At 64.1% G+C, this 22,156-nt stretch carries 23 protein-coding genes, 4 tRNA genes and 2 pseudogenes; 23 read left to right on the plus strand and 6 right to left on the minus strand.

From position 1 onward, the window contains the following. Positions 1-4: 4 nt before the first annotated feature. The gene (locus CH293_RS16190) at positions 5-610 is read right to left on the minus strand and encodes a flavin reductase family protein (protein WP_037105571.1); all 606 of its coding nucleotides are present in this window, start codon (positions 608-610) and stop codon (positions 5-7) included. A gap of 73 nt (positions 611-683) precedes the next feature. On the opposite strand from CH293_RS16190, the gene menD reads away from it, so the two are divergent. Next, positions 684-2,318, plus strand: a complete 1,635-nt coding sequence (gene menD, locus CH293_RS16195; RefSeq protein WP_094720815.1) for a 2-succinyl-5-enolpyruvyl-6-hydroxy-3-cyclohexene-1-carboxylic-acid synthase — start codon at positions 684-686, stop codon at positions 2,316-2,318. Positions 2,319-2,326: 8 nt separating this feature from the next. Here menD and CH293_RS16200 read toward each other — a convergent pair whose 3' ends face one another. Next, positions 2,327-2,833: a DUF2505 domain-containing protein gene (locus CH293_RS16200; protein ID WP_037105574.1), complete on the minus strand. Its 507-nt coding sequence runs from the start codon at positions 2,831-2,833 to the stop codon at positions 2,327-2,329. A 57-nt stretch (positions 2,834-2,890) separates the two neighbouring features. Between CH293_RS16200 and CH293_RS16205 the strand changes: the two genes are divergently transcribed. The 3 genes from CH293_RS16205 to CH293_RS16215 all read left to right on the plus strand — a co-directional run bounded on the left by CH293_RS16205 (position 2,891) and on the right by CH293_RS16215 (position 5,441). After that, a complete protein-coding gene (locus CH293_RS16205; protein WP_094720807.1) occupies positions 2,891-3,313 on the plus strand; it encodes a DUF3592 domain-containing protein in 423 nt (140 codons plus the stop codon). A 273-nt stretch (positions 3,314-3,586) separates the two neighbouring features. After that, a complete protein-coding gene (locus tag CH293_RS16210) occupies positions 3,587-4,723 on the plus strand; it encodes a glycosyltransferase family 1 protein (protein ID WP_176460033.1) in 1,137 nt (378 codons plus the stop codon). A gap of 79 nt (positions 4,724-4,802) precedes the next feature. Then, positions 4,803-5,441 (plus strand): demethylmenaquinone methyltransferase, encoded by a 639-nt coding sequence (locus tag CH293_RS16215; RefSeq protein ID WP_230595925.1) that lies wholly within the window; start codon positions 4,803-4,805, stop codon positions 5,439-5,441. 3 nt (positions 5,442-5,444) lie between these two features. Here CH293_RS16215 and CH293_RS16220 read toward each other — a convergent pair. Next, positions 5,445-6,710 (minus strand): annotated as a pseudogene (locus tag CH293_RS16220) (geranylgeranyl reductase family protein); the annotation flags it as partial. 110 nt (positions 6,711-6,820) lie between these two features. Here CH293_RS16220 and CH293_RS16225 point away from each other — a divergent pair. Together CH293_RS16225 and htpX are read left to right on the plus strand one after the other, a co-directional pair. Next, positions 6,821-7,840 carry a polyprenyl synthetase family protein gene (locus CH293_RS16225; RefSeq protein WP_037105585.1) on the plus strand — a complete coding sequence of 340 codons (1,020 nt, stop codon included), beginning with the start codon at positions 6,821-6,823 and terminating at the stop codon, positions 7,838-7,840. A 100-nt stretch (positions 7,841-7,940) separates the two neighbouring features. Then, positions 7,941-8,801 (plus strand): zinc metalloprotease HtpX, encoded by an 861-nt coding sequence (htpX, locus tag CH293_RS16230; protein WP_094720810.1) that lies wholly within the window; start codon positions 7,941-7,943, stop codon positions 8,799-8,801. A gap of 2 nt (positions 8,802-8,803) precedes the next feature. Here the strand turns inward: htpX and CH293_RS16235 are convergent, their stop codons facing one another. Beyond that, positions 8,804-9,304 carry a YajQ family cyclic di-GMP-binding protein gene (locus CH293_RS16235; RefSeq protein ID WP_037105590.1) on the minus strand — a complete coding sequence of 167 codons (501 nt, stop codon included), beginning with the start codon at positions 9,302-9,304 and terminating at the stop codon, positions 8,804-8,806. Positions 9,305-9,482: 178 nt separating this feature from the next. On the opposite strand from CH293_RS16235, the gene CH293_RS16240 reads away from it, so the two are divergent. The 11 genes from CH293_RS16240 (at position 9,483) to rplA (ending at position 14,205) form a co-directional block, all read left to right on the plus strand. Continuing rightward, positions 9,483-9,565: transfer RNA gene (locus CH293_RS16240), tRNA-Tyr, on the plus strand. A 153-nt stretch (positions 9,566-9,718) separates the two neighbouring features. Beyond that, a tRNA-Thr gene (locus CH293_RS16245) sits at positions 9,719-9,791 on the plus strand. A gap of 64 nt (positions 9,792-9,855) precedes the next feature. After that, positions 9,856-9,928: transfer RNA gene (locus tag CH293_RS16250), tRNA-Met, on the plus strand. 60 nt (positions 9,929-9,988) lie between these two features. Next, positions 9,989-10,156 (plus strand): 50S ribosomal protein L33, encoded by a 168-nt coding sequence (rpmG, locus tag CH293_RS16255; RefSeq protein WP_019666436.1) that lies wholly within the window; start codon positions 9,989-9,991, stop codon positions 10,154-10,156. Positions 10,157-10,326: 170 nt separating this feature from the next. After that, complete coding sequence (gene hadA / locus CH293_RS16260) at positions 10,327-10,812, plus strand: (3R)-hydroxyacyl-ACP dehydratase subunit HadA (protein WP_196248810.1); 486 nt, start codon at positions 10,327-10,329, stop codon at positions 10,810-10,812. Further along, positions 10,799-11,224, plus strand: a complete 426-nt coding sequence (gene hadB / locus CH293_RS16265) for a (3R)-hydroxyacyl-ACP dehydratase subunit HadB (RefSeq protein WP_037105596.1) — start codon at positions 10,799-10,801, stop codon at positions 11,222-11,224. The genes hadA and hadB overlap by 14 nt, the downstream gene beginning before the upstream one ends. A gap of 157 nt (positions 11,225-11,381) precedes the next feature. After that, positions 11,382-11,454 (plus strand) — tRNA-Trp (locus tag CH293_RS16270). Positions 11,455-11,523: 69 nt separating this feature from the next. Beyond that, positions 11,524-12,000, plus strand: coding sequence for a preprotein translocase subunit SecE (secE, locus tag CH293_RS16275; RefSeq protein ID WP_094720811.1), 477 nt, complete (start codon positions 11,524-11,526; stop codon positions 11,998-12,000). A 67-nt stretch (positions 12,001-12,067) separates the two neighbouring features. Continuing rightward, positions 12,068-12,886 carry a transcription termination/antitermination protein NusG gene (gene nusG / locus CH293_RS16280; RefSeq protein ID WP_037105600.1) on the plus strand — a complete coding sequence of 273 codons (819 nt, stop codon included), beginning with the start codon at positions 12,068-12,070 and terminating at the stop codon, positions 12,884-12,886. A 78-nt stretch (positions 12,887-12,964) separates the two neighbouring features. Next, positions 12,965-13,399, plus strand: coding sequence for a 50S ribosomal protein L11 (rplK, locus tag CH293_RS16285; protein WP_019666431.1), 435 nt, complete (start codon positions 12,965-12,967; stop codon positions 13,397-13,399). A gap of 86 nt (positions 13,400-13,485) precedes the next feature. Then, entirely contained in the window at positions 13,486-14,205 is a 720-nt protein-coding gene (gene rplA / locus CH293_RS16290; RefSeq protein WP_019666430.1) for a 50S ribosomal protein L1, read from the plus strand. A gap of 155 nt (positions 14,206-14,360) precedes the next feature. On the opposite strand, the gene CH293_RS16295 is transcribed toward rplA, so the two are convergent. Continuing rightward, complete coding sequence (locus CH293_RS16295; RefSeq protein ID WP_094720812.1) at positions 14,361-15,263, minus strand: alpha/beta fold hydrolase; 903 nt, start codon at positions 15,261-15,263, stop codon at positions 14,361-14,363. Between the two features lie 10 nt (positions 15,264-15,273). Next, positions 15,274-17,241, minus strand: a complete 1,968-nt coding sequence (locus CH293_RS16300) for a CocE/NonD family hydrolase (protein ID WP_094720813.1) — start codon at positions 17,239-17,241, stop codon at positions 15,274-15,276. A 436-nt stretch (positions 17,242-17,677) separates the two neighbouring features. Between CH293_RS16300 and rplJ the strand changes: the two genes are divergently transcribed. The 6 genes and pseudogenes from rplJ to CH293_RS16330 form a co-directional block, all read left to right on the plus strand. Beyond that, positions 17,678-18,262, plus strand: a complete 585-nt coding sequence (rplJ, locus tag CH293_RS16305) for a 50S ribosomal protein L10 (protein ID WP_019666427.1) — start codon at positions 17,678-17,680, stop codon at positions 18,260-18,262. Positions 18,263-18,340: 78 nt separating this feature from the next. Beyond that, a complete protein-coding gene (gene rplL / locus CH293_RS16310) occupies positions 18,341-18,730 on the plus strand; it encodes a 50S ribosomal protein L7/L12 (RefSeq protein ID WP_019666426.1) in 390 nt (129 codons plus the stop codon). A gap of 316 nt (positions 18,731-19,046) precedes the next feature. Next, positions 19,047-20,285, plus strand: coding sequence for an ABC transporter ATP-binding protein (locus tag CH293_RS16315; protein WP_255122885.1), 1,239 nt, complete (start codon positions 19,047-19,049; stop codon positions 20,283-20,285). A gap of 5 nt (positions 20,286-20,290) precedes the next feature. Further along, complete coding sequence (locus CH293_RS16320; RefSeq protein ID WP_037105611.1) at positions 20,291-21,085, plus strand: ABC transporter permease; 795 nt, start codon at positions 20,291-20,293, stop codon at positions 21,083-21,085. A gap of 6 nt (positions 21,086-21,091) precedes the next feature. Next, a complete protein-coding gene (locus tag CH293_RS16325; protein WP_037105613.1) occupies positions 21,092-21,952 on the plus strand; it encodes an ABC transporter permease in 861 nt (286 codons plus the stop codon). After that, positions 21,949-22,156: pseudogene (locus tag CH293_RS16330) on the plus strand (mammalian cell entry protein); the annotation flags it as partial. The gene CH293_RS16325 and the pseudogene CH293_RS16330, both read left to right, overlap by 4 nt.

A 22,156-nucleotide genomic window follows, 5' to 3' on the forward strand; every position in this document is an offset into this window, starting at 1 on the left:
TGCCTCACTCAGTGGTGTCGGGACGCCTGGGTCGATCCAACAGACGAACCTCGGGAGGGAGGCCCCATTCGTTGCGGCCGAGTCGACTCACCGGGGCTACGGCGGCGAACGACGGCAAGCCGTCGTCGGCAAGGGCGTCGGTGCGGACGGCGAGTGCGACGACGCGGCCCATGACGACGAAGGAATTGCCGACCTCGACGATTCGGTGCAGCGACGCCTCGATCGCGACGGGTGAACCGGCGACGCGAGGAGGTGCGACCTTCTCGCTTGGTTCGCTTGCGATGCCGAGCTCTTCGAGTTCGCTGACACCGTGTTCGTAGCCGGCCGAGGACGCGTTGATCTGCTCGACCATCGACTCGGTGGCCACGTTGATCACGAACTCACCTGTGGCTTCGATGTTCCGCAGGCTGTCCTTGCGACCCACCGATGTGAATTGCACGACCGGCGGCGTCGACGAGGACACCGAAAAGAAGCTGTAGGGCGCGAGATTGGCCACACCGTCGGCCGACACTGTGGACACCCAGGCGATGGGACGCGGCACTACTGAGGCTGTGAGCAGGGAATAGAAGCCGCCCGGCGGCATCTCGGACGGATCGAAGACAGTTCGCACTCCTTCATCGTGTCAAACACGACACAGGCGGGCCGACTAGGGCGCCGACGCGAGAATCTGACAATCTGAAGTGGTGAACCCGTCCAGTGCTCAGGCCACAGCCGTCGTCGACGAACTCGTCCGCGGCGGTGTTCGCGACGTCGTGCTCTGCCCGGGATCACGGAACGCGCCGCTCGCGTTCGCTCTGCAGCAAGCCGACGCTGACGGACGGCTTCGCTTGCACATGCGCATCGACGAACGCACCGCAGGGTTCCTCGCGATCGGTCTGATCCTCGGCAGCGGTGCCCCGGTACCCGTGGTGATGACGTCCGGCACCGCCGTCGCCAACCTCGGCCCCGCCGTCCTCGAAGCCAACTACGCCCGCCTGCCGCTGATCGTGCTCAGCGCGAACCGCCCGTACGAAATGCTCGGAACCGGCGCCAACCAGACCGTCGAACAGCTCGGGCTCTTCGGAAGCCAGGTCCGCGCCACCATCAGCCTGGGCCTCGCCGAGACCGATGCACAGAACAGTCAGTGGCGCAGCGCCGTGTGCCGTGTCCTTGCCGCATCGCGCGGAACCAGGTCCGGAAACGCAGGCCCCGTGCACTTCGACATCCCACTGCGCGAGCCCCTCGTGCCCGATCTCGCCGACGCCACCGCCGCACCCGCCGGCCGCGCCGACGGGACCGCCTGGACGACGACCCAGCAGGCGACGCTGGACGTACCCGTCGACATCGATCTGTCGATCGACACCGTCGTCGTCTCCGGGCACGGCGCGGCGTTGCGGCCGGAACTGGCGGGGTTGCCGACCGTCGCCGAACCCACAGCGCCGCTGCACGGGCTGCCGCTCCATCCGCTCGCGCTGGCGCAGCTGAGGCCGAAGCAGGCGATCATCACCGGCCGACCGACGCTTCATCGCCCGGTCTCCGCCCTGCTCGCGAATCCCGATGTCGACGTATTCGCGATCACGACGGGTCCGCGGTGGCCCGATGTCTCCGGCAACGTGCTGGCCACCGGAACACGGGCCGTGGTCACAGGTAGCCCGAGCGAGGGGTGGCTCGCGCGTTGCGGTGAACTGTCCGCGCGCGCCGACATCGCAGTGCGGGACCAGCTGGCGGCTCACCCGAAACCCACCGGCCTCCACGTCGCCGCGACGGTCATGTCCTCGTTGCGGGACGGTGACCAACTGCTGCTCGGAGCATCCAACCCGGTGCGCGACGCCGCACTCGTGGCGTACCCGACACCGGGAGTCCGGGTGCGGTCCAACCGCGGTGTCGCCGGTATCGACGGCACCGTGTCGACGGCCGTCGGCGCGGCCCTGACGAGCCCCGGACGCACCATCGCGTTGCTCGGCGACCTGACCTTCCTGCACGACGCATCGGGCCTGCTCATCGGAACCGGTGAGCCGAGGCCGGAGGACTTGACGATCGTCGTCGCCAACGACGACGGAGGCGGCATCTTCGAACTGCTCGAACAGGGCGATCCGCAGTACGCCGGTGCATTCGAGCGTGTCTTCGGAACCCCGCACGGCATGGACCTCGCGGCCCTCTGCGCGGCCTACCGAATTCCGCACTCCCGCGTCGACGTGACCGAACTGGCCGCCGCGCTCGCCGGCACCGCTCCTGGTCGTTCCGCAGGCTCCACTCCTGCCGGCATTCGGGTGCTCGAAGTGACGACCGAACGCTCCGGCCTGCGTGAACTGCACGCCGGCATTCGCGCTCGGCTGTAGGAGTTCGGTCAGTCGGTGTCTCTCGCTTCGGCCCACTCGACGGTCTCGCGGGTTTCCTGGTCGACCATGTCCTTGATCATGTCGTTGATGAGCGACTCGATCTTGCCGCCGATCAGAGGGATCTTGACGGTCGAGCGGCCGCGCACCGTCAGGACCGACCCGTCACCGTCGGGTCGAAGCGCCAATGTGCCCTCGACCTTCGCGGGCAGCGACGACGAGCCGCCCGCGAGGGTGCCGTCGGCTGCATCGCCGTCGAGTGGCCCCCAATGGTCGGTGCGGGTGATCAGCAACTTGCCCTTGATGACCTTCTTGACGAACCCCGGCAGCTCGGACGTGCCGACTTCCTCGGAGATGTCGACGGTGAAAGCGCCGTCCTCGTGGCGGATCATTTCGTATCCGTCGGTCTTCTTCGCCTTCTCGAACCGCGCCAGCCACTGATCTTCACTGGTCAGTGCTTCGTGGACGTCGGCGGGAGGGTACTCGGAGACGATCGTGAACTCGAAGTCGCGAGACATGCCAGCAGACGCTACCTAAAGAGGCGAGCCGGTGGGCGCACAGTAACGTTTATCGGCGTGAGCACCCCGAAAGTCACGCATCGAGCGCGGATCTCCGTCCTGATCGTCGCTACCGGGATTTCCGTTCTGGCGTTCCTGTTGGTGGTCGCGGCGTGGCAGAACGATCGCACCATCACCTCGGACGAGGGACGCGCGACGGCGGAAGTGCTGTCGGCGGGAAAGCTGCGTTCCGCGGTCAGCTTCGTCACCCCGGACGGTGTCACCCACAATCCGCAACTGGGCGTGTTGTATCCGACGAATCTCGTTGCGGGTCAACGCATCGATGTCGAATATGCGAAGGCGGATCCCGATCTGGTCAGGGTGGCGGGGAGAAACGCAGGCGTTGCGATCATTCCTGCGGCATCGGTCGTCGTCGTCACCTGGCTCGTCGCGGGTGGAGTGTTGTTCCTTCTCCGGCGGCGGGAGAAGTCGGCTTTCTGATCGGTCGAGTGCAACGTATTGCCCGATACTCCGCCCATCGACGGAATTGCGGCAATCGACGAAAGTATCGGGCAATTCATCGCATCATGAGGGATCGTGGGTCAGGCGGTGCACGACGTGACCCGTCCGCAGTGCTGTGTCGACGCTCTCGCGGATCCATCGTCGTCTCGCGCCGGGACTCTTGCGTGACGCCGCGCAGCATTAGCGCGAACTTCGCCCGCTCGTAACGTCGGCGCTGCCGGATGGTCCGAGTCCGGCTCCACACTGAGGATCGTGCGAGTAGCCATCGTTGCGGAATCGTTCCTACCCAACATGAACGGCGTCACGAATTCGGTGCTTCGAGTTCTCGAACATCTCCGACGCACCGGCCACGACGCCATGGTCGTCGCTCCGGACAATCCAGCGGGCAAACCGCGAGCCTCGATCGAGCACGATCGCGTACCGGTCCATCGCGTCCCGGCCGTCATGGTCCCCAAGATCAGCTCGCTTCCTGTCGGCGTGCCCGGTCCGGGCCTGACGGCGACGATCCGTGAATTCGCGCCGGATGTCGTTCACCTCGCGTCTCCGTTCCTGCTCGGTGCGGGCGGACTCGCAGCGGCAAGCCGTCTCGGTGTGCCCGCGGTGGCGGTCTACCAGACCGACGTCGCAGGGTTTGCCGAAAGCTACGGCCTCGGTCTGACATCCCGTGCGGCATGGCGGTGGACACGTCGGGTTCACCGCGGAGCGGCACGGACGTTGGCCCCGTCGAGCTCGGCCGTCGAAGCTCTCGAACTGCACGGTGTTCCGCGGGTCCACCGTTGGGCCCGAGGCGTCGACGCCGTCCGTTTCGCGCCGTCGTCGCGCCGGGAGGCGCTGCGTACGCAGTGGGCGCCCGACGGCAGGCTGATCGTCGGATTCGTCGGGCGGCTTGCACCGGAGAAGCACGTCGAACGACTCGCTGCTCTGCCCGACGACGTGCAGGTGGTGATCGTCGGCGACGGTCCGGACAGGGGCGCACTCGAGAAGCTGATGCCGACGGCGGTCTTCACCGGCCAGCTCGGCGGCGACGAGTTGGCGCAGGCGTACGCGAGCTTCGACGTCTTCGTGCACCCCGGTGAGCACGAGACGTTCTGCCAAGCCGTCCAGGAAGCACTCGCCAGCGGCGTCCCGGTGATCGGTCCCGACGCCGGAGGCCCACGTGACCTGGTGGCGCACTGCCGCAACGGCTACCTGTTGCCCGTCGACAGATTCTGCGAGTTGCTGCCGAGCGCTGTGGCGGCGTTGGCCTCGCCTGTCATGCGTGCCCGGTTCGGTGAGGCCGCCCGCACGTCGGTGCTGCACCGCACCTGGCCCGCCATCTGCGACGAGTTGCTCGGCCACTACGGCGACGTCCTCGGGTGGCAGCGCGAGCGGTCGCTGAGAACAGCCTGATCCCGGCGGCGGTAAACTCGATCGTGTGCCTACAAGTTCACGTGCCACCCTCGAGAAGGAACCGCACGAGGTCGCCTCGATGTTCGACGGCGTCGCCCGTCGGTACGACATCACCAACACCGTTCTGTCGTTCGGTCAGGATCGCAGTTGGCGGAAGCTGACCCGCGCTGCGTTGAACCTGAAGCCGGGGGAGAAGGTCCTGGATCTCGCGGCTGGAACCGGGGTCTCCACGGTCGAACTGGCGCGTAGCGGCGCATGGTGCGTCGCAACCGATTTCTCGAAGGGGATGCTGCAGGCGGGCGCTGCGCGGCCGGTGCCGATGGTGGCCGGCGACGCCATGCACCTGCCGTACGCCGATGCCAGTTTCGACGCCGCGACCATCTCCTTCGGGCTGCGGAACGTCTCCGACTTCCAGGCGGGTCTGAGGGAAATCGCGCGTGTCACCAAGCCCGGCGGGCGCCTCGTGATCTGTGAATTCTCGACGCCGACGTTCACCCCGTTCCGCACGGTGTACATGGAATATCTGATGAAGATGCTTCCTGCCGTCGCGCGGGCCGTCTCGTCGAACCCGGACGCCTACGTCTACCTGGCGGAATCGATCCGCGCCTGGCCGACGCAGGAGCAGTTGGCCACCACCATCGCCGAGTCGGGCTGGTCCGGCGTGCAATGGCGCAATCTCACCGGCGGAATCGTCGCACTGCACCGCGCCGTGCGCTGATCGTCAGGTGAAGGGCGGCCGGCTGTCGACCTTCAGTGACGCAGTGCCCGACGCTCTCCATGCCCGGGCGACGAGGTCCGAATCTGCCTCCGTCACCAGGTTTCCCATGACGCGTACCGCGACGGTCATCAACGCACGCGAGCGCATACCGATCGGTCCCGTCGCGGGCAGGAAGCGAGGGACGGTCAGGAGCCCGGCGAGGCGTCGGGCGATGGAGAAGGCCTGTCCGTAGTGCTCACGCAGCAGCGTCGGCCATGCCAGTGTGAGGTCGTTCTCGCTCAGCATGTCGGCGACGAACCGGCCGCCTTCGAGGCCGTAGTCGATACCTTCGCCGTTGAGCGGGTTCACGCACGCGGCGGCGTCGCCGATTATTGCCCAGTTCACTCCGGCCACGTTCGACACCGCGCCGCCCATGGGAAGCAGAGCCGACGCCACTGCGCGAAGGTCACCCGTCAACGACCAGTCCTGGCGACGCTGCGAGGTGTACAGATCCAGCAGTGGCCGCAACGCTCCGGGGCCGGGGCGCTTGGCTGTCGCCAATGTGCCGACGCCGATGTTCACCTGACCGGTGCCGAGCGGGAAGATCCAGCCGTAGCCGGGCTGTACCGTGCCCGCGGCGTCACGCAGTTCCAGGTGGGAACTGATCCACGGATCATCCGACCTGTCGGAGTCGATGTACGCGCGGGCAGCGACCCCGAACGTGGTGTCGCGATGCCACGTTCGGCCGAGTTTCTTGCCGAGTGTGGAACGAACACCGTCGGCGACGATCAGCTTCTCGCAGCGGATCTCCTCACCGTTCGCGAACGTCACCGAGGTGACTCTCGCGCCGTCGGTGGTTGCGTCGACAGCCTTCGCGCCCTCGATCATCGTGGCACCGGAATCGACTGCCGCGACGCGGATTCGGTCGTCGAGTTCGGTTCGCGGGACTGCGCTTCCGACCGTAGGCAAGGACCCGCCCGGCCATTCCAACTGAAGTTCCTGACCGAAACCGGACAGTCGCAGGCCGCGATTCTCCGCTCGTCCCCGAACCCAGTCGCCGAGTCCCAGACGATTCAGCTCGGCGATCGCGCGCGGTGTCAGTCCGTCGCCGCACGTCTTGTCACGCGGAAAGGTCGCCGCGTCCGCAAGGACGACATCCCGGCCTGCTCTTGCCGCCCATGCCGCGGCGGACGACCCGGCAGGGCCCGCGCCGATGACGAGGACGTCGGTGCTTCGCACAGCGCTCACCCGTCCAGTAAAGCAGTGGCGCCGACGGGCCTGCTCCCGCGGGGTTTCGGCCCCCTCTCACGTGGTGTGTGGCACCTTCCGGCGCTCGCCCGCGCCAGGTTCACTACGGTAGAGACGAAACGACGCCCCCGACGAGGACAGGACGAACAATCGTGAGCACTTTCGACGCGGCCGGATCTACGGTCGTTGCCGGGGTCGACCTCGTCGATCCGCAGCTTGCAGACACCGTCGCCGCGGGGCTGGAACGCGTCGAGAAGCTGATGATCGCCGAATTGTCCGACGGCGAGGATTTTCTCACCGAGGCCGCGCTGCACCTGGCGAAGGCCGGCGGTAAGAGATTTCGTCCGCTCTTCACCGTGCTGACGGCTCAGCTCGGACCCAACCCGACCGACGAGTCGATCGTCACCGCAGCGACCGTCGTCGAACTGGTGCACCTCGCGACGCTGTACCACGACGACGTCATGGACGAGGCGACGATGCGGCGCGGCGCCGAGTCCGCGAACTCGCGCTGGGGCAACAGCATCGCCATTCTCGCCGGCGACTACTTGTTCGCCCACGCGTCGCGGTTGGTGTCGACGCTCGGTCCCGAGGCCGTCCGCATCATCGCCGAGACGTTCGCCGAGTTGGTCACCGGCCAGATGCGCGAGACCATCGGGGTGAAGAAGGACGAGGATCCCGTCGCGCACTACCTCCGCGTCGTCTGGGAGAAGACCGGTTCGTTGATCGCGGCGTGTGGCCGCTTCGGCGGTACGTTCTCCGGCGGAGACGCCGAGCACGTCGCGTCGCTGGAACGTCTCGGTGACGCTGTCGGCACTGCGTTCCAGATCTCCGATGACATCATCGACATCTCGTCGGCCACGGAGCAATCCGGCAAGACACCGGGCACCGACCTTCGCGAAGGTGTGCACACTCTGCCTGTTCTGTTCGCGCTCCGCGAGGACGGCGCGGACGGTGATCGACTGCGTGTGCTGCTCGACGGCCCCGTGACCGACGACGCGTCGGTCGACGAGGCGCTCGAACTGTTGGGGCGCTCACCGGGAATGGTGCGGGCCAAGGAGACTCTCGGAGAGTTCGCGGCGAAAGCACACGCAGAGCTGAAGAAGCTCCCGCAGGGTGCAGCCAACGACGCACTGGGTCGGCTGGTGGATTACACCGTCGAGCGGGTCGGCTAGATCCCACTCGTCTCCGACGCGCTACCCACGGGGAACTTCGTGGGGTGCGCTGATCGTTCTTCCCGTGGGTAACGAGAGAACTCCGGGAAGAGGCGCTGCAATGGGTTTCGCGAACAACGCAAAGACGTTCGGCCTGTTGGTCGGTATGTCCGCGCTCATCGTCTTCGTGGGAGCATTGTTCAACAGTCCGACGATTCTGTTCGTGTCGGTCGCGCTCGCGATCGGTATGAACGGCTACGCCTACTTCAACAGTGCCAAGCTCGCACTGCGAGCGATGCACGCGCAGCCGGTCACCGAGGTGGAACAACCGGCGATGTTCCGCATCGTGCGCGAGTTGGCGACGACGGCGCATCAGCCGATGCCCGCGCTGTACATCAGCCCGACGAACAACCCGAACGCGTTCGCCACCGGTCGCAATCCACGCAATGCTGCGGTGTGTTGCACCACGGGCATTCTTCAGATCCTGGACGAACGCGAGCTTCGTGCCGTTCTCGGGCACGAACTGTCCCACGTCTACAACCGCGACATCCTGATCTCCTCGGTTGCGGGAGCGATGGCTGCGGTGATCTCCGGACTGGCGAACTTCGCGATGTTCGCGTCCATGTTCGGGGGGCGAGGCAACGGAGGCGCCAATCCCTTTGCGCTACTGCTCGTCTCGCTGCTGGGGCCCATCGCGGCCACCGTCGTCAAGCTGGCGGTGTCGCGTTCTCGCGAGTATCAGGCGGACCGGTCGGGAGCCGAGCTGACGGGCGATCCGCTTGCTCTGGCGTCGGCGCTGCGCAAACTGGAGCGAGGCGTTCAGGCGGCACCGCTGCCGCCTGAACCGCGCCTCGCCGCCGAGTCCCACCTGATGATCGCCAGCCCGTTCCGGGCCGGAGACAAGGTCGGCAAGCTGTTCTCCACGCACCCGCCGATGGCGGACCGTATCGATCGCCTCGAACGAATGGCCAGGGGAGAGTAGAGCTAGCGGTAGTTGACGAACTGAAGCGCGAGGCCGAAGTCCTCGGACTTGAGCAGCTGTTGTACCGCCTGCAGGTCGTCCCGCTTCTTGCTGCTGATGCGTAGCTCGTCGCCCTGGATCTGCGCCTTGACGCCCTTGGGGCCGTCGTCGCGGATCTTCTTGGTCAGCTTCTTCGCATTCTCGCTCGAGATGCCCTGAACGAGCTTCCCGGTCACCTTGTAGACCTTGCCCGACGCTGCCGGATCGTTGGTCTCGAACGCTTTCAGCGACACATCGCGGCGAATCAGCTTTTCCTTGAAGACGTCGAGGGCGGCTTTCACCTTCTCTTCGCTTTCGGAGGTGATCACGATCACCTCGTTGTCGCCGCTGCCCGACCACTCGATCACGGTGCCGGAACCGCGGAAGTCGAACCGCGTCGCGAGCTCCTTCGCAGCCTGTCCCAGAGCGTTGTCGACCTCTTGACGGTCGACCTTGCTCACTACGTCGAAGGAAGAATCAGCCACGTGCAACTCCTGTACTCGAATCGGTTTCGATCGGCTTCTGTGGGCCGATCCGTGAGGCTCGTCCTGACGACGTTAGCTCGTTCGCACCCGCGCTATCCACCCGGTTTGCGTTTCCGGGGGACGTTCGTTGTATTCTTCTCTCCGCGTCGAAGAGAGCGAAAGTTCTCATCGAGCACCCGGCAGATTGCCCGAGCGGCCAATGGGAGCGGACTGTAAATCCGTCGGCTTATGCCTACGTAGGTTCGAATCCTACATCTGCCACACAGATGCCCCGGCGAGAGAAATTCTCGCTGGGGTTTCTACTGTAAGAGGATCCGCAGAAAGCGCGGCGAGCACGCAATTTGGTACTCGACGCTCGGACTGTGTAACCTCTTGAAGGCTTCGACGCACGGCTTGCCGCGCAGAGAAGCGAACGCCCCCTTAGCTCAGTCGGTAGAGCGTTTCCATGGTAAGGAAAAGGTCAACGGTTCGATTCCGTTAGGGGGCTCGCTGGATTGGATGGTTCGCGTCCACACCCTTGTTAGTGAGATGGTGTAGGGGTGAGCACCTGAGGCGGTGTAGCTCAGTTGGTAGAGCAAACGACTCATAATCGTTGCGTCGCCGGTTCAAGTCCGGTCACCGCTACACAAGAAGAATGCACAGTCCTGATTAACCGGATCAGATTTACCCGAAAGTAGGCATCCAGTGGCCTCCTCCACCGATGTGCGGCCCAAGATCACCTTGGCCTGCGAGGTTTGCAAGCACCGTAACTACATCACGAAGAAGAACCGCCGCAACGATCCCGACCGCCTCGAGCTGAAGAAGTTCTGCTCGAACTGCGGCACGCATCGCGCGCACCGCGAGTCTCGCTAGTCGCGAGCCTCATCGGCTGCTGGTTCTCGTTCGGAGTCGACGCCACGCGTTAGGCTTACTTTTCGTGCCCTAACCGCATCTGCGTCCTGGGTAGAAAAGGTTCTTTCAGCGTGACCGAGTCAGTGCAGGACCCAGAGCTGGTGCAAGATCCAGCTCTGCATGCGGCGGCGATGGTGGGCCACCACTACAAGGTGGACCACGCCTACGAGGTCGGTCGTGAGAAGGTGCGTGAGTACGCCCGTGCCGTCCAGGACTGGCACCCCGCCCACCACGATGAGGATGCAGCCAAAGGCCTCGGATACGACGGCCTCCTTGCCCCGCTGACGTTCATCTCGTTGGTCGGAATCATCGCGCAGTCGCGGATGTTCAAGGAATTCATCACCGGGTACGACCCGAGTCAGATTCTGCAGACCGATCAGAGACTGCAATTCCACAAGGCCATTCAGGTCGGTGACGAGTTGTCCTGCGAGGTCTACCTGGAATCGTTCCGCCAGATGAGCGGTAGTGACATCATCACCACCAAGAACATCGTGACCGATCAGAACGGCGAGCTGGTCCAGACGACCTGGACGACGCTGGTCGCCCGAACCGGTGGCGAAGTCGACGAGAACATCGCCCACGCAGTCAAGGAAGTGATCATGCATGGCGCTTCGTAGTTTTGCGGATGTGGCGGTCGGCGACGAGCTGCCCGAGCGCGTGGTCAAGCTGACCCGCGGAGACCTGGTCAACTACGCCGGCGTGTCCGGTGATCCCAATCCGATCCACTGGAGCGACGAGGTCGTCAAGCTAGCAGGATTGGACAACGTCATCGCCCACGGCATGTTGACGATGGGCCTCGGCGCGGGGTTCGTGACGTCGTGGCTCGGCGACCCGGGTGCGGTCACCGAATACAACGTTCGGTTCACCAGCTCCGTGTACGTGCCCGCGGATTCGGCCGCGTCCGTCGAGTACACCGGCAAGGTGAAGTCGATCGACCCCGAATCCAAGTCCGCGGTCATCGCGATCACAGCGAAGTCCGAGGGCAAGAAGATCTTCGGTAGGGCGACGGCAACCGTCCGTCTGGCCTGACCTGCCTGATTTCAAACTTCCATAGCCTGTGCAGTACACTGAGATTTCTGGGGTTGTTCAGCGCTGCGCGCTGCCAAGACTCTCTTTCGAGGGTGTGAGGTAGCGCGTACGTCGTGTGTGATTCCAGAACGGTCCGACTCCAATCGGGTTGGACCGAAGGGGCGTAGCTCAATTGGTAGAGCAACGGTCTCCAAAACCGTAGGTTGCAGGTTCAAGTCCTGTCGCCCCTGCCCATGTGGCTCCCTCACCGCATTTTCGGTGAGGAGAGCGACGGTGTCAGCTACTGAGAGGAACGACGGGTGAGCGAGGAGCGCGGCAAGCGCGAAGACGAGTCCGGGGATTCGTCAACGCCCGATTCGTCGACGCCGGATGCCTCTGTATCCCAGAACGACACTTCCTCCGCCGCTGTCGCCAAGCCCTCCGGCAAGCGCACCGCGCGACGTTCACGGACCGCAGGCGCTGCGGCCGAGCCCGTGTCGATCTCCAAGTCGTCGATCTCCAAGTCGTCGGACGGCAAGTCCACCGCGCCGGCGGGCAAGGCATCCGTTGCCACCCGCCCGCCGAAGTCCCGCGAGGCGAAGCGCCCGAACATCTTCAAGCGTCTGATCCAGTTCCTGCGCGAGGTCGTCGCAGAGCTGCGCAAGGTCATCTGGCCGAACCGCAAGCAAATGGTCACCTACACCAGCGTCGTGCTCGTGTTCGTGGCGTTCATGGTCGCGTACATCAGCGGTCTGGACCTGGCATTCACGCAAGGCGTCGAGTGGCTGTTCGGTTGACACCGATCCGCTGGCCGAGTCCGATGAGTAGTACGACATGCATGAAACGACAGAAAGGGTGCCTGCTGTGAGCACGCCGCACAACGACGCCACCGAAGTGGCCGCATTCGACGCCGATGTCGAGGCGACCAAACAGGGCCTCGAAGCGGAGCAGGCCGCTCAGGACCGCGAGACCGACGAGGCCATCGCCGCCGACGTCGCCGCTGCCGCGGGTGACGACGCGGTAGCCGACGAGACGGCAGAGGCCGAGCCCGCCGAGGTCGAGGATCCGGTTGCCGAGTTCAAAGCAGCTCTCCGACGCGCACCCGGCGACTGGTACGTCATCCACTCGTACGCGGGCTACGAGAACAAGGTCAAGACCAACCTCGAGACTCGTGTGCAGAACCTCGACGTCGGCGACTACATCTTCCAGGTCGAGGTTCCGATCGAAGAGGTCACCGAGATCAAGAACGGCCAGCGCAAGCAGGTCAACCGCAAGGTTCTGCCGGGCTACATCCTGGTCCGGATGGAACTCAACGACGAGTCGTGGGGCGCAGTCCGCAACACCCCCGGTGTCACCGGATTCGTCGGCGCCACGTCGCGTCCGTCGCCGCTGACCATCAACGAGGTCGTCAAGTTCCTCATGCCGCAGGACGGGCAGAAGAAGGACGCGAAGGCCACGGCCGCTGCAGCCGAAGGCGCCACCACCGAGACCACGTCGAAGCCGGCCATCGAGGTCGACTTCGAGGTCGGAGAGTCCGTCACCGTCATGGACGGCCCGTTCGCGACACTCCCGGCCAGCATCAGCGAAGTCAATGCCGAGCAGCAGAAGCTCAAGGTGCTGGTATCCATCTTCGGCCGTGAGACTCCGGTCGAACTGGGCTTCACGCAGGTCGCCAAGATCTAGTCGGCGCCGCGTGGGCGAGCCCACACAGAACTTGCAGTAGTTACCGCAAGAAACCCGAGCGAATACAAGGAAAAAGAAATGCCCCCGAAGAAGAAGAAGCTAGCCGGGATCATCAAGCTTCAGATCCAGGCAGGACAGGCCAACCCTGCTCCTCCCGTCGGCCCCGCACTGGGTCAGCACGGCGTCAACATCATGGAGTTCTGCAAGGCGTACAACGCAGCGACCGAGTCGCAGCGCGGAAACGTCGTGCCGGTCGAGATCTCGGTCTACGAAGACCGTACGTTCGACTTCAAGCTCAAGACTCCTCCGGCCGCCAAGCTGCTGCTCAAGGCTGCAGGTGTCGCCAAGGGTTCGGGCGAGCCGCACAAGACCAAGGTCGCAAAGGTGACCATGGACCAGGTGCGCGAAATCGCCAAGACCAAGGCAGAAGACCTCAACGCCAACGACATCGACCAGGCCGCGAAGATCATCGCCGGTACTGCTCGTTCGATGGGCATCACGGTCGAAGGCTGATCTCGGCCTCGTCACACACGAAGCGTCACGTGGGAGGGCCTGCCAGGCCTGTCAACCACACTGAACTCATGATTGGACAGTAAGAAATGGCAAAGCGCAGCAAGGCCTACCTCGAGCAGGCCGCAAAGGTGAATGCAGACAACCTGTACTCGCCGCTTCAGGCAGCACAGTTGGCCAAGGACACCGCGTCGAGCAAGTTCGACGCGACCGTCGAGGTCGCCGTTCGTCTCGGCGTCGACCCTCGTAAGGCCGACCAGATGGTGCGCGGCACCGTCAACCTTCCCCACGGCACCGGCAAGACCGCTCGGGTCATCGTTTTCGCCGCTGGTGAGAAGGCTGCAGAAGCAGAGGCAGCAGGAGCCGACGTCGTCGGCGCAGAGGATCTGATCGAGCGCATCCAGGGCGGCTTCCTGGACTTCGACGCCGCGATCGCCACCCCGGACCAGATGGCCAAGGTCGGCCGCATCGCCCGCGTCCTCGGACCGCGTGGCCTCATGCCGAACCCGAAGACGGGCACCGTCACGAACGACGTGACCAAGGCCGTCAACGACATCAAGGGCGGAAAGATCAACTTCCGCGTCGACAAGCAGGCCAACCTGCACTTCGTCATCGGCAAGGCATCGTTCGACAACGCCAAGCTGGTGGAGAACTACGGTGCAGCACTCGACGAGATCCTCCGTGCGAAGCCGTCCTCCGCAAAGGGCCGCTACGTCAAGAAGATCACGGTCTCGACGACGACCGGACCGGGAATCCCCGTGGACCCGAACCGCACGCGTAACCTCCTCGAGGACGACGCAGAAGCGTAAGCAGTAGTACTGGAAGAGGGCCGACCCCACCGGGGTCGGCCCTCTTTCGTGTTTCGTGCGTCCCGGGAGCCGACCTGTCGCGGAGCGAACGTGGTGTTCGGTCAGTCAGACTGACCGAACACCACGTTCGCTCCGGAAAGGGGGGCGGGAGCCGATCAGACTCGCGCGAAGTTGGACGACAGTTCGCCGAGGATTTCGTCCCACAGTGGACGGGGGAGGTCGTGGCCCATTCCGCCGATGAGGTGGAGCGAGGAACCGGTGACTGCTCGGGCGACGGCTTTGCCACCGGAGGGGCGCATGAGGCGGTCGGCGCGGCCGTGGACGACGACGGTGGGTGCGGAGATCCGAGCGGCGATTCGACGGAGACTGCCCGTTCCGGTCACGGCGGCCATCTGGCGGAGTGCGCCGGCGGGGTTGTAGTTGCGGTCGTACATCTCGCCGGCGGTGACGAGGAGTTCTTCCATGGGCGTGGGATACGCGGGGCTGCCGATGAGCCGACGGGTGTTGGCGGAGTGGGCGACGATCTGTTCGCGGCTGGCACCCGGGCCTGGGCCTTTCATGAGGGGGAGGAGTGCACGCGGGTCGGGCGGTGGCAGGAAGGCCTCGTTGGTGCTGGAGAAGATGATCGCGGCACTGAGTACGCGTTCCGGGTACAGACCGGCGAAGACCTGCGCGATCATTCCTCCCATGGATGCGCCGACGACATGGACCTGTTGGATCTCGAGGTGGTCGAGTAGGCCTTTGGCGTCGAGGGCCATGTCCTTCAGGGTGTACGGGACGGTGCTCGACGCTCCGAGGCCCGTGCGGATCAGCCGAAGCAGCGCGGAGCCTTCGATGCGGAGCCCGTCCATCTTGGTGGACAGTCCGATGTCGCGGTTGTCGAATCGGATCACCCGGAATCCGAGTTCGACGATTCGCTCGCAGAATTCTCTGGGCCACAACGTCATCTGGGCACTGAGCCCCATGATCATCAGGACTACTGGGTCGTCGGGGTTGCCCATGTCCTCGTAGGCGAGTTCGATGCCGTTCGACGGTGCGAAGCCGGTGCGGGTCTGCATTGGTTCTCCTTCACCAACCTGGGTCGTCGAGCATGGGCACGACGAGGAAGCTGGGGTTCTCGGGATCGATGACGATGTCTTGGCTGCGGGCTCGGGTTCGAAGCAGGTCGGGGAGGATGGGCATGAATCGGGGCGGGTCGGCGGCGAAGACGTCGACTCTCAGGCGGTGTCCCACGGAGATCGCGGCTTCGGTGGTGAGCAAGTCGATGTCGAGGGTCAACGGTTCACCGACGGGTACCGGAAGCATCGAGGCTTCGGTCAATGGGTGGTGCGGGCGTGTGTAATCACCGTTGGGGGCGAACAACGATTTCTCGTCGTCGACGGCTCGGCGCGATGCCAGCAGGGCCCCGTTGGTCACGACGGTGGATGTGCCGTCGGGGGCGACGTCGCACACCATGATGGCCCAGAGTGCCTCTCGTGCACGGCATACGACGCGTAGATGCAGATTCATCGGACCCGAGATCACCGTGTCGATCGAGGCCGGCATCGTCGTGAAGCTGACCGCAGCGCCCTCGGCGAATCGATTGTCGTAGGTGAATCCGCCACCGAGGACGGCGGTGACTCCGGCGAGCACCTGCGTCGTGTCCCGTGAGACGACGGCTCGAAGCGAGGGACGGACGGTGAATGTTCCACTGCTGCCGTCGGATCGGCCGCTGAGGGTGCCGTCGGCTGCTGCGTGCCGCGCCGTTCCCGACGTGGCGGCGGACAGGTAGAGCCGTTGCGGTACGGCGTGGGGTGCGGGGAAGCGGCCGTGGGCCGTCCACGATCCGCCCTGGCTACGGAGCGTGACGGGCCCGAATCGCTCGATACCGTTGTCCTCGTCGCGTAACCAGCGGTCGAACCATGCTCGTTCCAGTACGTCCAGCCGTGGCGGGAAACCTGGTCTGCCGAAGCCGATTCCGGGATTGCCGTGATACCCGTCCCCGACGAGCAGTTGTTTGCGGCCGCGTTCGAGGGCCAGTCGATTGTAGATGTCGGGTGCCGATCCACCGAAGATGTCGTGCCAGCATCCGTACACGAACGTAGGGACGTCGATCTCTTCGATGTCCGCGTCGATGTTGTCGTAGTACGGGTCGTCGTAGATCCGGGTGTCCCCGCCGGTCAGAAAACCTTTGGCGAGATCGAACATGTGGGTCGCGGGCGAGGCCGCTCGGTCGCGAAACCATGCCAGGGCGTCGATGCCGCGGAGCGTCGGAAACCATTTGAGGCCGTTCACCGCCGTCAGCCACAACGGGATGAACAGCGACGGTGCACCTCCCGTCGCGAAGATCTCACGGACGATGTCGACGGAACCCTCCACCGCGAAGACGGCGTGCAGGCCGTCGGGCCGCTTGGATGCTGCTTGGAGCGCGTTGATGGCGGAGTAGGAGATACCGGTCATACCGACGCGACCGTTGCACCAGGGCTGGGAGGTGATCCAGTCGATGATCTCGACGGAGTCGAGCTGCTCGCGATCCCCGAGGATGTCCCACGTGCCGTTCGACGAGCCGGTACCACGTGCGTCGACGATGACCTGGACGTAGCCGCTTCGAACGAGATGCCGGTTGACCGACAGCAGATCGGCGGCACCGCCGTCGACGATGCGCGTGATCTCGGTGATTCCGTCGAACGCGGTGTTGCTCAGGTCGAATCGACGCGACGCACCGCGGATGGCACGTCCCAGGACGGGCGCCCCGAGGAGTGCGTCGATGCCGGTGATCAGCCGCTTGTTGTACGGGGTGATGTTGAGGACCGCGGGCAGCGCGGTCGCCACGGCCTGCCCCGACGCATCGGCGGGGCGCATGACGTCCGCGCGCACTACCGTGCCGTCGCTCATGGTCACCGCGACGTTCCGTGCGCGCGCGATTCGCGGGTACAGCGGTGGTGATTCGACGAGGGTGCGCCAGGCAGCAGCTGCGTCGCCGCCGCTCGGGTCACGCTCCGGGCTCGATCCGGCGGAGTCCGGTACGAGCAGTGGGCGTGGCTGCGCTGCCGTCATGTTCTCGATTCAACAGCCCCGAGTACCGTCTTGTCCTGCGTGATGCGAATGTTGTTTGCGCGAACAACCTGCTTGGTTCGAGATCACAGGGCGGCGACGGCGTTTTGGACTTTGCAGCGCAGCGCTGTAGTCTGGTCGACGGTCCTGAACACGAACCCGGCTCACACCCGGGAATGTGCCGGGGCTGCCCAATCAAGTTCTACCCAAGACCGTTGGTCACCGCCTTCTCGAGGGATTTCTTTCACGAGATTGCGGTTGAAGGTCCGAGTCACTCGGACGGCCCACGCAGGAGAACGAGGTAAGGGACCTGTTCGACGGCTCGGATCACTCCACGCCGCCATCATGTCTACGCCCCGTGTGCCTCCTGCACCGGGGCGTTCGTCGTTTCTGCAGGACCTCTCGCGATCGACATAACTTCCACGAGAGGAGGCGAAGTATGGCAAAGCCCGAAAAGGTCTCAGCGGTTTCCGAGATCACCGAGCAGTTCAAGGGTTCGACGGCTGCCGTCGTCACGGAATACCGTGGCCTGTCGGTATCCGGACTGACCCAGCTGCGGCGTGCGCTCGGCGACAGTGCCACCTACTCCGTCGCCAAGAACACCCTGGTCAAGCGCGCTGCTGCCGAAGCCGGCATCACCGGGCTGGACGAGTTGTTCGTCGGACCGACCGCCATTGCGTTCATCAAGGGCGAGCCGGTCGACGCTGCGAAGGCCATCAAGGCATTCGCGAAGGACAACAAGGCCTTGGTCGTCAAGGGCGGCTACATGGACGGCGCGACGCTGTCCGTGGACGAGATCAACAAGATCGCGGACCTCGAGTCCCGCGAGATCTTGCTTGCAAAGCTCGCAGGTGCCATGAAGGGCAACCTGTCGAAGGCTGCAGGACTGTTCAATGCGCCTGCTTCGCAGGTTGCACGTCTGGCTCAGGCATTGGCAGACAAGAAGGCCACCGAAGGTTCTGCAGCTCCCGCAGCTGCTGCAGCCGAGGCACCGGCAGAAGCAGAAGCTCCCGCCGAAAGCTGATCCGCACTCACAGCGACAGCTACACAACCAACCTGTGTCGCGGATCAGCGACTCGGTACTAAAGGAAGGACCGCCACCATGGCGAAGCTCAGCACCGAAGAATTGCTCGACCAGTTCAAGGAGCTCACCCTCCTCGAGCTCAGCGAGTTCGTGAAGGCATTCGAGGAGACCTTCGAGGTCACCGCAGCTGCTCCCGTCGCCGTCGCCGCTGCTGGCGCACCGGCTGCCGGTGGCGCTGACGCTGCCGAGGAGCAGGACGAGTTCGACGTCGTCCTCGAGTCGGCCGGCGACAAGAAGATCCAGGTCATCAAGGTCGTCCGTGAGGTCGTCTCCGGCCTCGGCCTGAAGGAAGCCAAGGACCTCGTCGAGAGCGCTCCGAAGGCAATCCTGGAGAAGGTCGCCAAGGATGCAGCAGAGGCTGCCAAGGAGAAGCTGGAAGCAGCCGGCGCAAAGATCTCCGTCAAGTAATTCTGGCGTAGCTCGCACACACGAAGGGCCATCCCCACTCGGGGGTGGCCCTTCGTCGTGTCGTGTTCGTGGCCGATGCCCGTGAATTCAGCTCGGTTCTGTCTGTTCTCACAACGTTGATGCGTTGGGTTTCATCACAAATCGGGCGAGTCGCACGCGTGTCGTGGTGAGATGAGCCACACTGATGCCAGGACCGCAGCCCGACTCGGGGAAGTTATTACTGGGCAGTAAGCTCCGGTGTCGGTGTGGACACTCGTGTGCGATAGAGTGACCCAACCCACATCCGGGTCGATGTGTACGAACTGTGGAGGTCAGCGTGGGAGTCGAGGTTTCGGTCGAGGGATTGACCAAGTCTTTCGGTGTCCAGAAGATTTGGCAGGACGTCACTTTGACGTTGCCGTCGGGCGAGGTCAGTGCACTGCTGGGACCGTCGGGAACCGGTAAGTCGGTGTTCCTGAAGTCGCTGATCGGTCTCCTCCGTCCCGAGCAGGGCAAAATTTTCATCGACGGAACCGACATCCTTCAGTGCAGTTCGAGGGAGCTGTACGAGATCCGGAAGCTGTTCGGAGTTCTGTTTCAGGACGGTGCCCTGTTCGGATCGATGAATTTGTACGACAACGTGGCGTTTCCGTTGCGCGAGCACACCAAGAAGTCCGAGTCCGACATCCGCAAGATCGTCATGGAGAAGCTCGAACTGACGGGTCTGATCGGCGCGGAGGACAAGCTGCCGGGTGAGATCTCCGGAGGTATGCGCAAACGCGCCGGCTTGGCCCGTGCGTTGGTGTTGGACCCGGAGATCATCCTGGTCGACGAGCCGGACTCGGGCCTGGATCCGGTGCGTACGACGTACATTTCGCAGACGCTGATCGACATCAACGCCGAGATCGATGCGACCATTCTGATCGTGTCGCACAACATCAACCTGGCGCGGACGGTGCCGGACAACATCGGTATGTTGTTCCGCCGCCAGTTGGTGATGTTCGGTCCTCGTGAGGTGCTTCTCACCTCCGACGAGCCTGTGGTCAAGCAGTTCTTGAACGGCACGATGATCGGGCCGATCGGTATGTCGGAGGAGAAGGACGAGGCGCAGATGGCGCACGAGCAGGCCCTCGTCGACGCCGGGCATCATGCTGGTGGTGTCGACGATGTGGAAGGTATCGTGCCGCAGATGAAAGCGACTCCCGGTACGCCGGTTCGGCAGGCCGTCGGTCGCCGTCAGGAGCGGGTGCGTCAGATCATGCACACCCTTCCTCAGAGCGCGCAGGTCGCCATTCAGGAAAGCCTCGACACCACGGACCCCGGCAGTCAGACACCCGCGTACGCGGGCAGCCAGACGTACGAGAACGACGGCCACGCCGGCTACGACAACTCCGGCTACGACAACTCCGGCTACGACAACGCCGGTTACGACAACACCGGTTACGACAACACCGGTTACAACAACGCCGCGTACGACAACACCGGTTACGACCAATCCGGGTACGACAGTTCGGGCTATGACACTTCAGGACGTAGCGATCAGGGCCACGGTCCTGCGCAGGGGCGGGGACAATAAGCACCATGGGGGGATCGAAGAAGTCCGCTCTTGCTCCGGCGGGCGCAGCACTTGCTCAAGCCGGAAACATCGTAGATCTACTGGTCGACGTCGTTCGAAACACATTCAGACGGCCCTTCCAGTTTCGCGAGTTCATCGAACAGGCCTGGTTCATCGCCAGCGTCACGATTCTGCCGACGGCGCTCGTTGCCATTCCGTTCGGCGCGGTCGTCTCGCTGCAGACGGGCTCGCTGATCAAACAACTCGGCGCCGAGTCGTTCACCGGCGCAGCGAGCGTGCTGGCGGTGATCCAGCAGGGAAGCCCGATCGTGACGGCGCTGTTGATCGCCGGTGCTGCTGGGTCGGCCGTGACCGCCGACCTCGGTTCGCGAACCATTCGTGAAGAGATCGACGCGATGCGAGTGCTCGGAATCGACCCGATTCACCGTCTCGTCGTACCGCGCGTGCTCGCCATGATCCTCGTCGCGCTGCTCTTGAACGGATTGGTGTCCGTCGTCGGAATCGCGGGCGGCTACTTCTTCAATGTCGTGCTGCAGGGCGGTACCCCGGGCGCTTACCTCGCGTCGTTCTCGGCGCTGGCGCAGCTGCCGGATCTGTATGTGGCCGAACTGAAAGCAGCGATCTTCGGTCTGATCGCAGGAATCATCGCCTCGTACAAGGGACTCAATCCCAACCCCGGCCCCAAGGGCGTCGGCGAGGCAGTGAACCAGACGGTGGTCATCACCTTCCTGCTGCTGTTCTTCGCCAACCTCATTCTCACCCTGGTGTACCTCCAGGTCGTGCCGGCGAAGGGAAGCTGACTCGCAATGACCATCGCCAAAGGTCGCGGCGACCGTACTCTCATGCGCGCGAAGCGCATCGCCGGTGCTCCGCTCACCGTGTTGGACAACGCGGGCGAGCAGATGTCCTTCTACGTGCGTGCCATCGGATGGATTCCGCGCACGCTCATCCACTACAAGAAAGAAGTACTGCGACTTCTCGCCGAGGTCACCTTCGGATCGGGAGCTCTCGCGGTCATCGGCGGAACCATCGGTGTCATCGTCATGATGTCCGGCGCCACCGGTGTGGTCGTGGGTCTGCAGGGGTACGCAGCACTCGAGCAACTCGGAAGCTCGGTCCTCACCGGCTTCCTCTCCGCGTACGTCAATACCCGTGAAATCGCGCCCGTCGTTGCAGGTCTAGCCCTGTCGGCCACGGTCGGGGCCGGCTTCACGGCACAGCTCGGTGCAATGAGAATCTCCGAGGAGATCGATGCGCTCGAGGTGATGGCGGTGCCCAGCGTTCCGTTCCTCGTCACCACACGCATGATCGCCGGATTCGTCGCCGTCATCCCGCTCTACATCGTGGGACTCCTGGCGTCGTACATCGCATCACGCGGAATCAGCACGATATTCAACGGGCAGTCCGGTGGGTCGTACGACCACTACTTCAATCTGTTCCTACCGCCCGAGGATGTTCTCTATTCGTTCCTCAAGGTGTTGATCTTCGCCTTCGTGCTGATCATGATCCACTGCTACTACGGATTCCATGCATCGGGCGGACCTGCAGGCGTCGGCGTCGCAGTGGGCCGGGCCGTGCGAACGGCCATCGTGACGGTGGCGGTACTGGACTTCTTCCTCAGCCTCGCAATCTGGGGAACCACGACGACAGTGAGGGTTGCAGGATGATCGACTCGCCGTCGCGGCTGAAGCGACTTCTGCTCGGCCTCGCATTCTTTCTGGTGTTGATCCTCTTCCTCGGATGGTCGGTCACCTCGTACAACAAGACCTTCAAGAAGGTCGTCAGTATCGATCTGGTGACCGATTCGGTGGGTAATGCGTTGCCTACCAATGCGGATGTGAAGGTTCGCGGGTTGATCGTCGGTGAAGTGC

The sequence above is a fragment of the Rhodococcus sp. 14-2470-1b genome, assembly GCF_002259415.1.
In the GTDB taxonomy this organism is placed as follows: Bacteria; Actinomycetota; Actinomycetes; order Mycobacteriales; family Mycobacteriaceae; genus Rhodococcoides.

Bases quoted from the DNA above. Each gene is read 5' to 3' on its own strand.
- CH293_RS16200 (WP_037105574.1), bottom strand. From the start codon at position 2,833: ATGTCTCGCGACTTCGAGTTCACGATCGTCTCCGAGTACCCTCCCGCC.
- CH293_RS16215 (WP_230595925.1), top strand. From the start codon at position 4,803: ATGTTCGACGGCGTCGCCCGTCGGTACGACATCACCAACACCGTTCTG.
- htpX (WP_094720810.1), top strand. From the start codon at position 7,941: ATGGGTTTCGCGAACAACGCAAAGACGTTCGGCCTGTTGGTCGGTATG.
- hadA (WP_196248810.1), top strand. From the start codon at position 10,327: ATGGTGGGCCACCACTACAAGGTGGACCACGCCTACGAGGTCGGTCGT.
- hadB (WP_037105596.1), top strand. From the start codon at position 10,799: ATGGCGCTTCGTAGTTTTGCGGATGTGGCGGTCGGCGACGAGCTGCCC.
- rplK (WP_019666431.1), top strand. From the start codon at position 12,965: ATGCCCCCGAAGAAGAAGAAGCTAGCCGGGATCATCAAGCTTCAGATC.
- rplA (WP_019666430.1), top strand. From the start codon at position 13,486: ATGGCAAAGCGCAGCAAGGCCTACCTCGAGCAGGCCGCAAAGGTGAAT.
- CH293_RS16295 (WP_094720812.1), bottom strand. From the start codon at position 15,263: ATGCAGACCCGCACCGGCTTCGCACCGTCGAACGGCATCGAACTCGCC.
- CH293_RS16300 (WP_094720813.1), bottom strand. From the start codon at position 17,241: ATGACGGCAGCGCAGCCACGCCCACTGCTCGTACCGGACTCCGCCGGA.
- rplJ (WP_019666427.1), top strand. From the start codon at position 17,678: ATGGCAAAGCCCGAAAAGGTCTCAGCGGTTTCCGAGATCACCGAGCAG.
- rplL (WP_019666426.1), top strand. From the start codon at position 18,341: ATGGCGAAGCTCAGCACCGAAGAATTGCTCGACCAGTTCAAGGAGCTC.
- CH293_RS16320 (WP_037105611.1), top strand. From the start codon at position 20,291: ATGGGGGGATCGAAGAAGTCCGCTCTTGCTCCGGCGGGCGCAGCACTT.
- CH293_RS16325 (WP_037105613.1), top strand. From the start codon at position 21,092: ATGACCATCGCCAAAGGTCGCGGCGACCGTACTCTCATGCGCGCGAAG.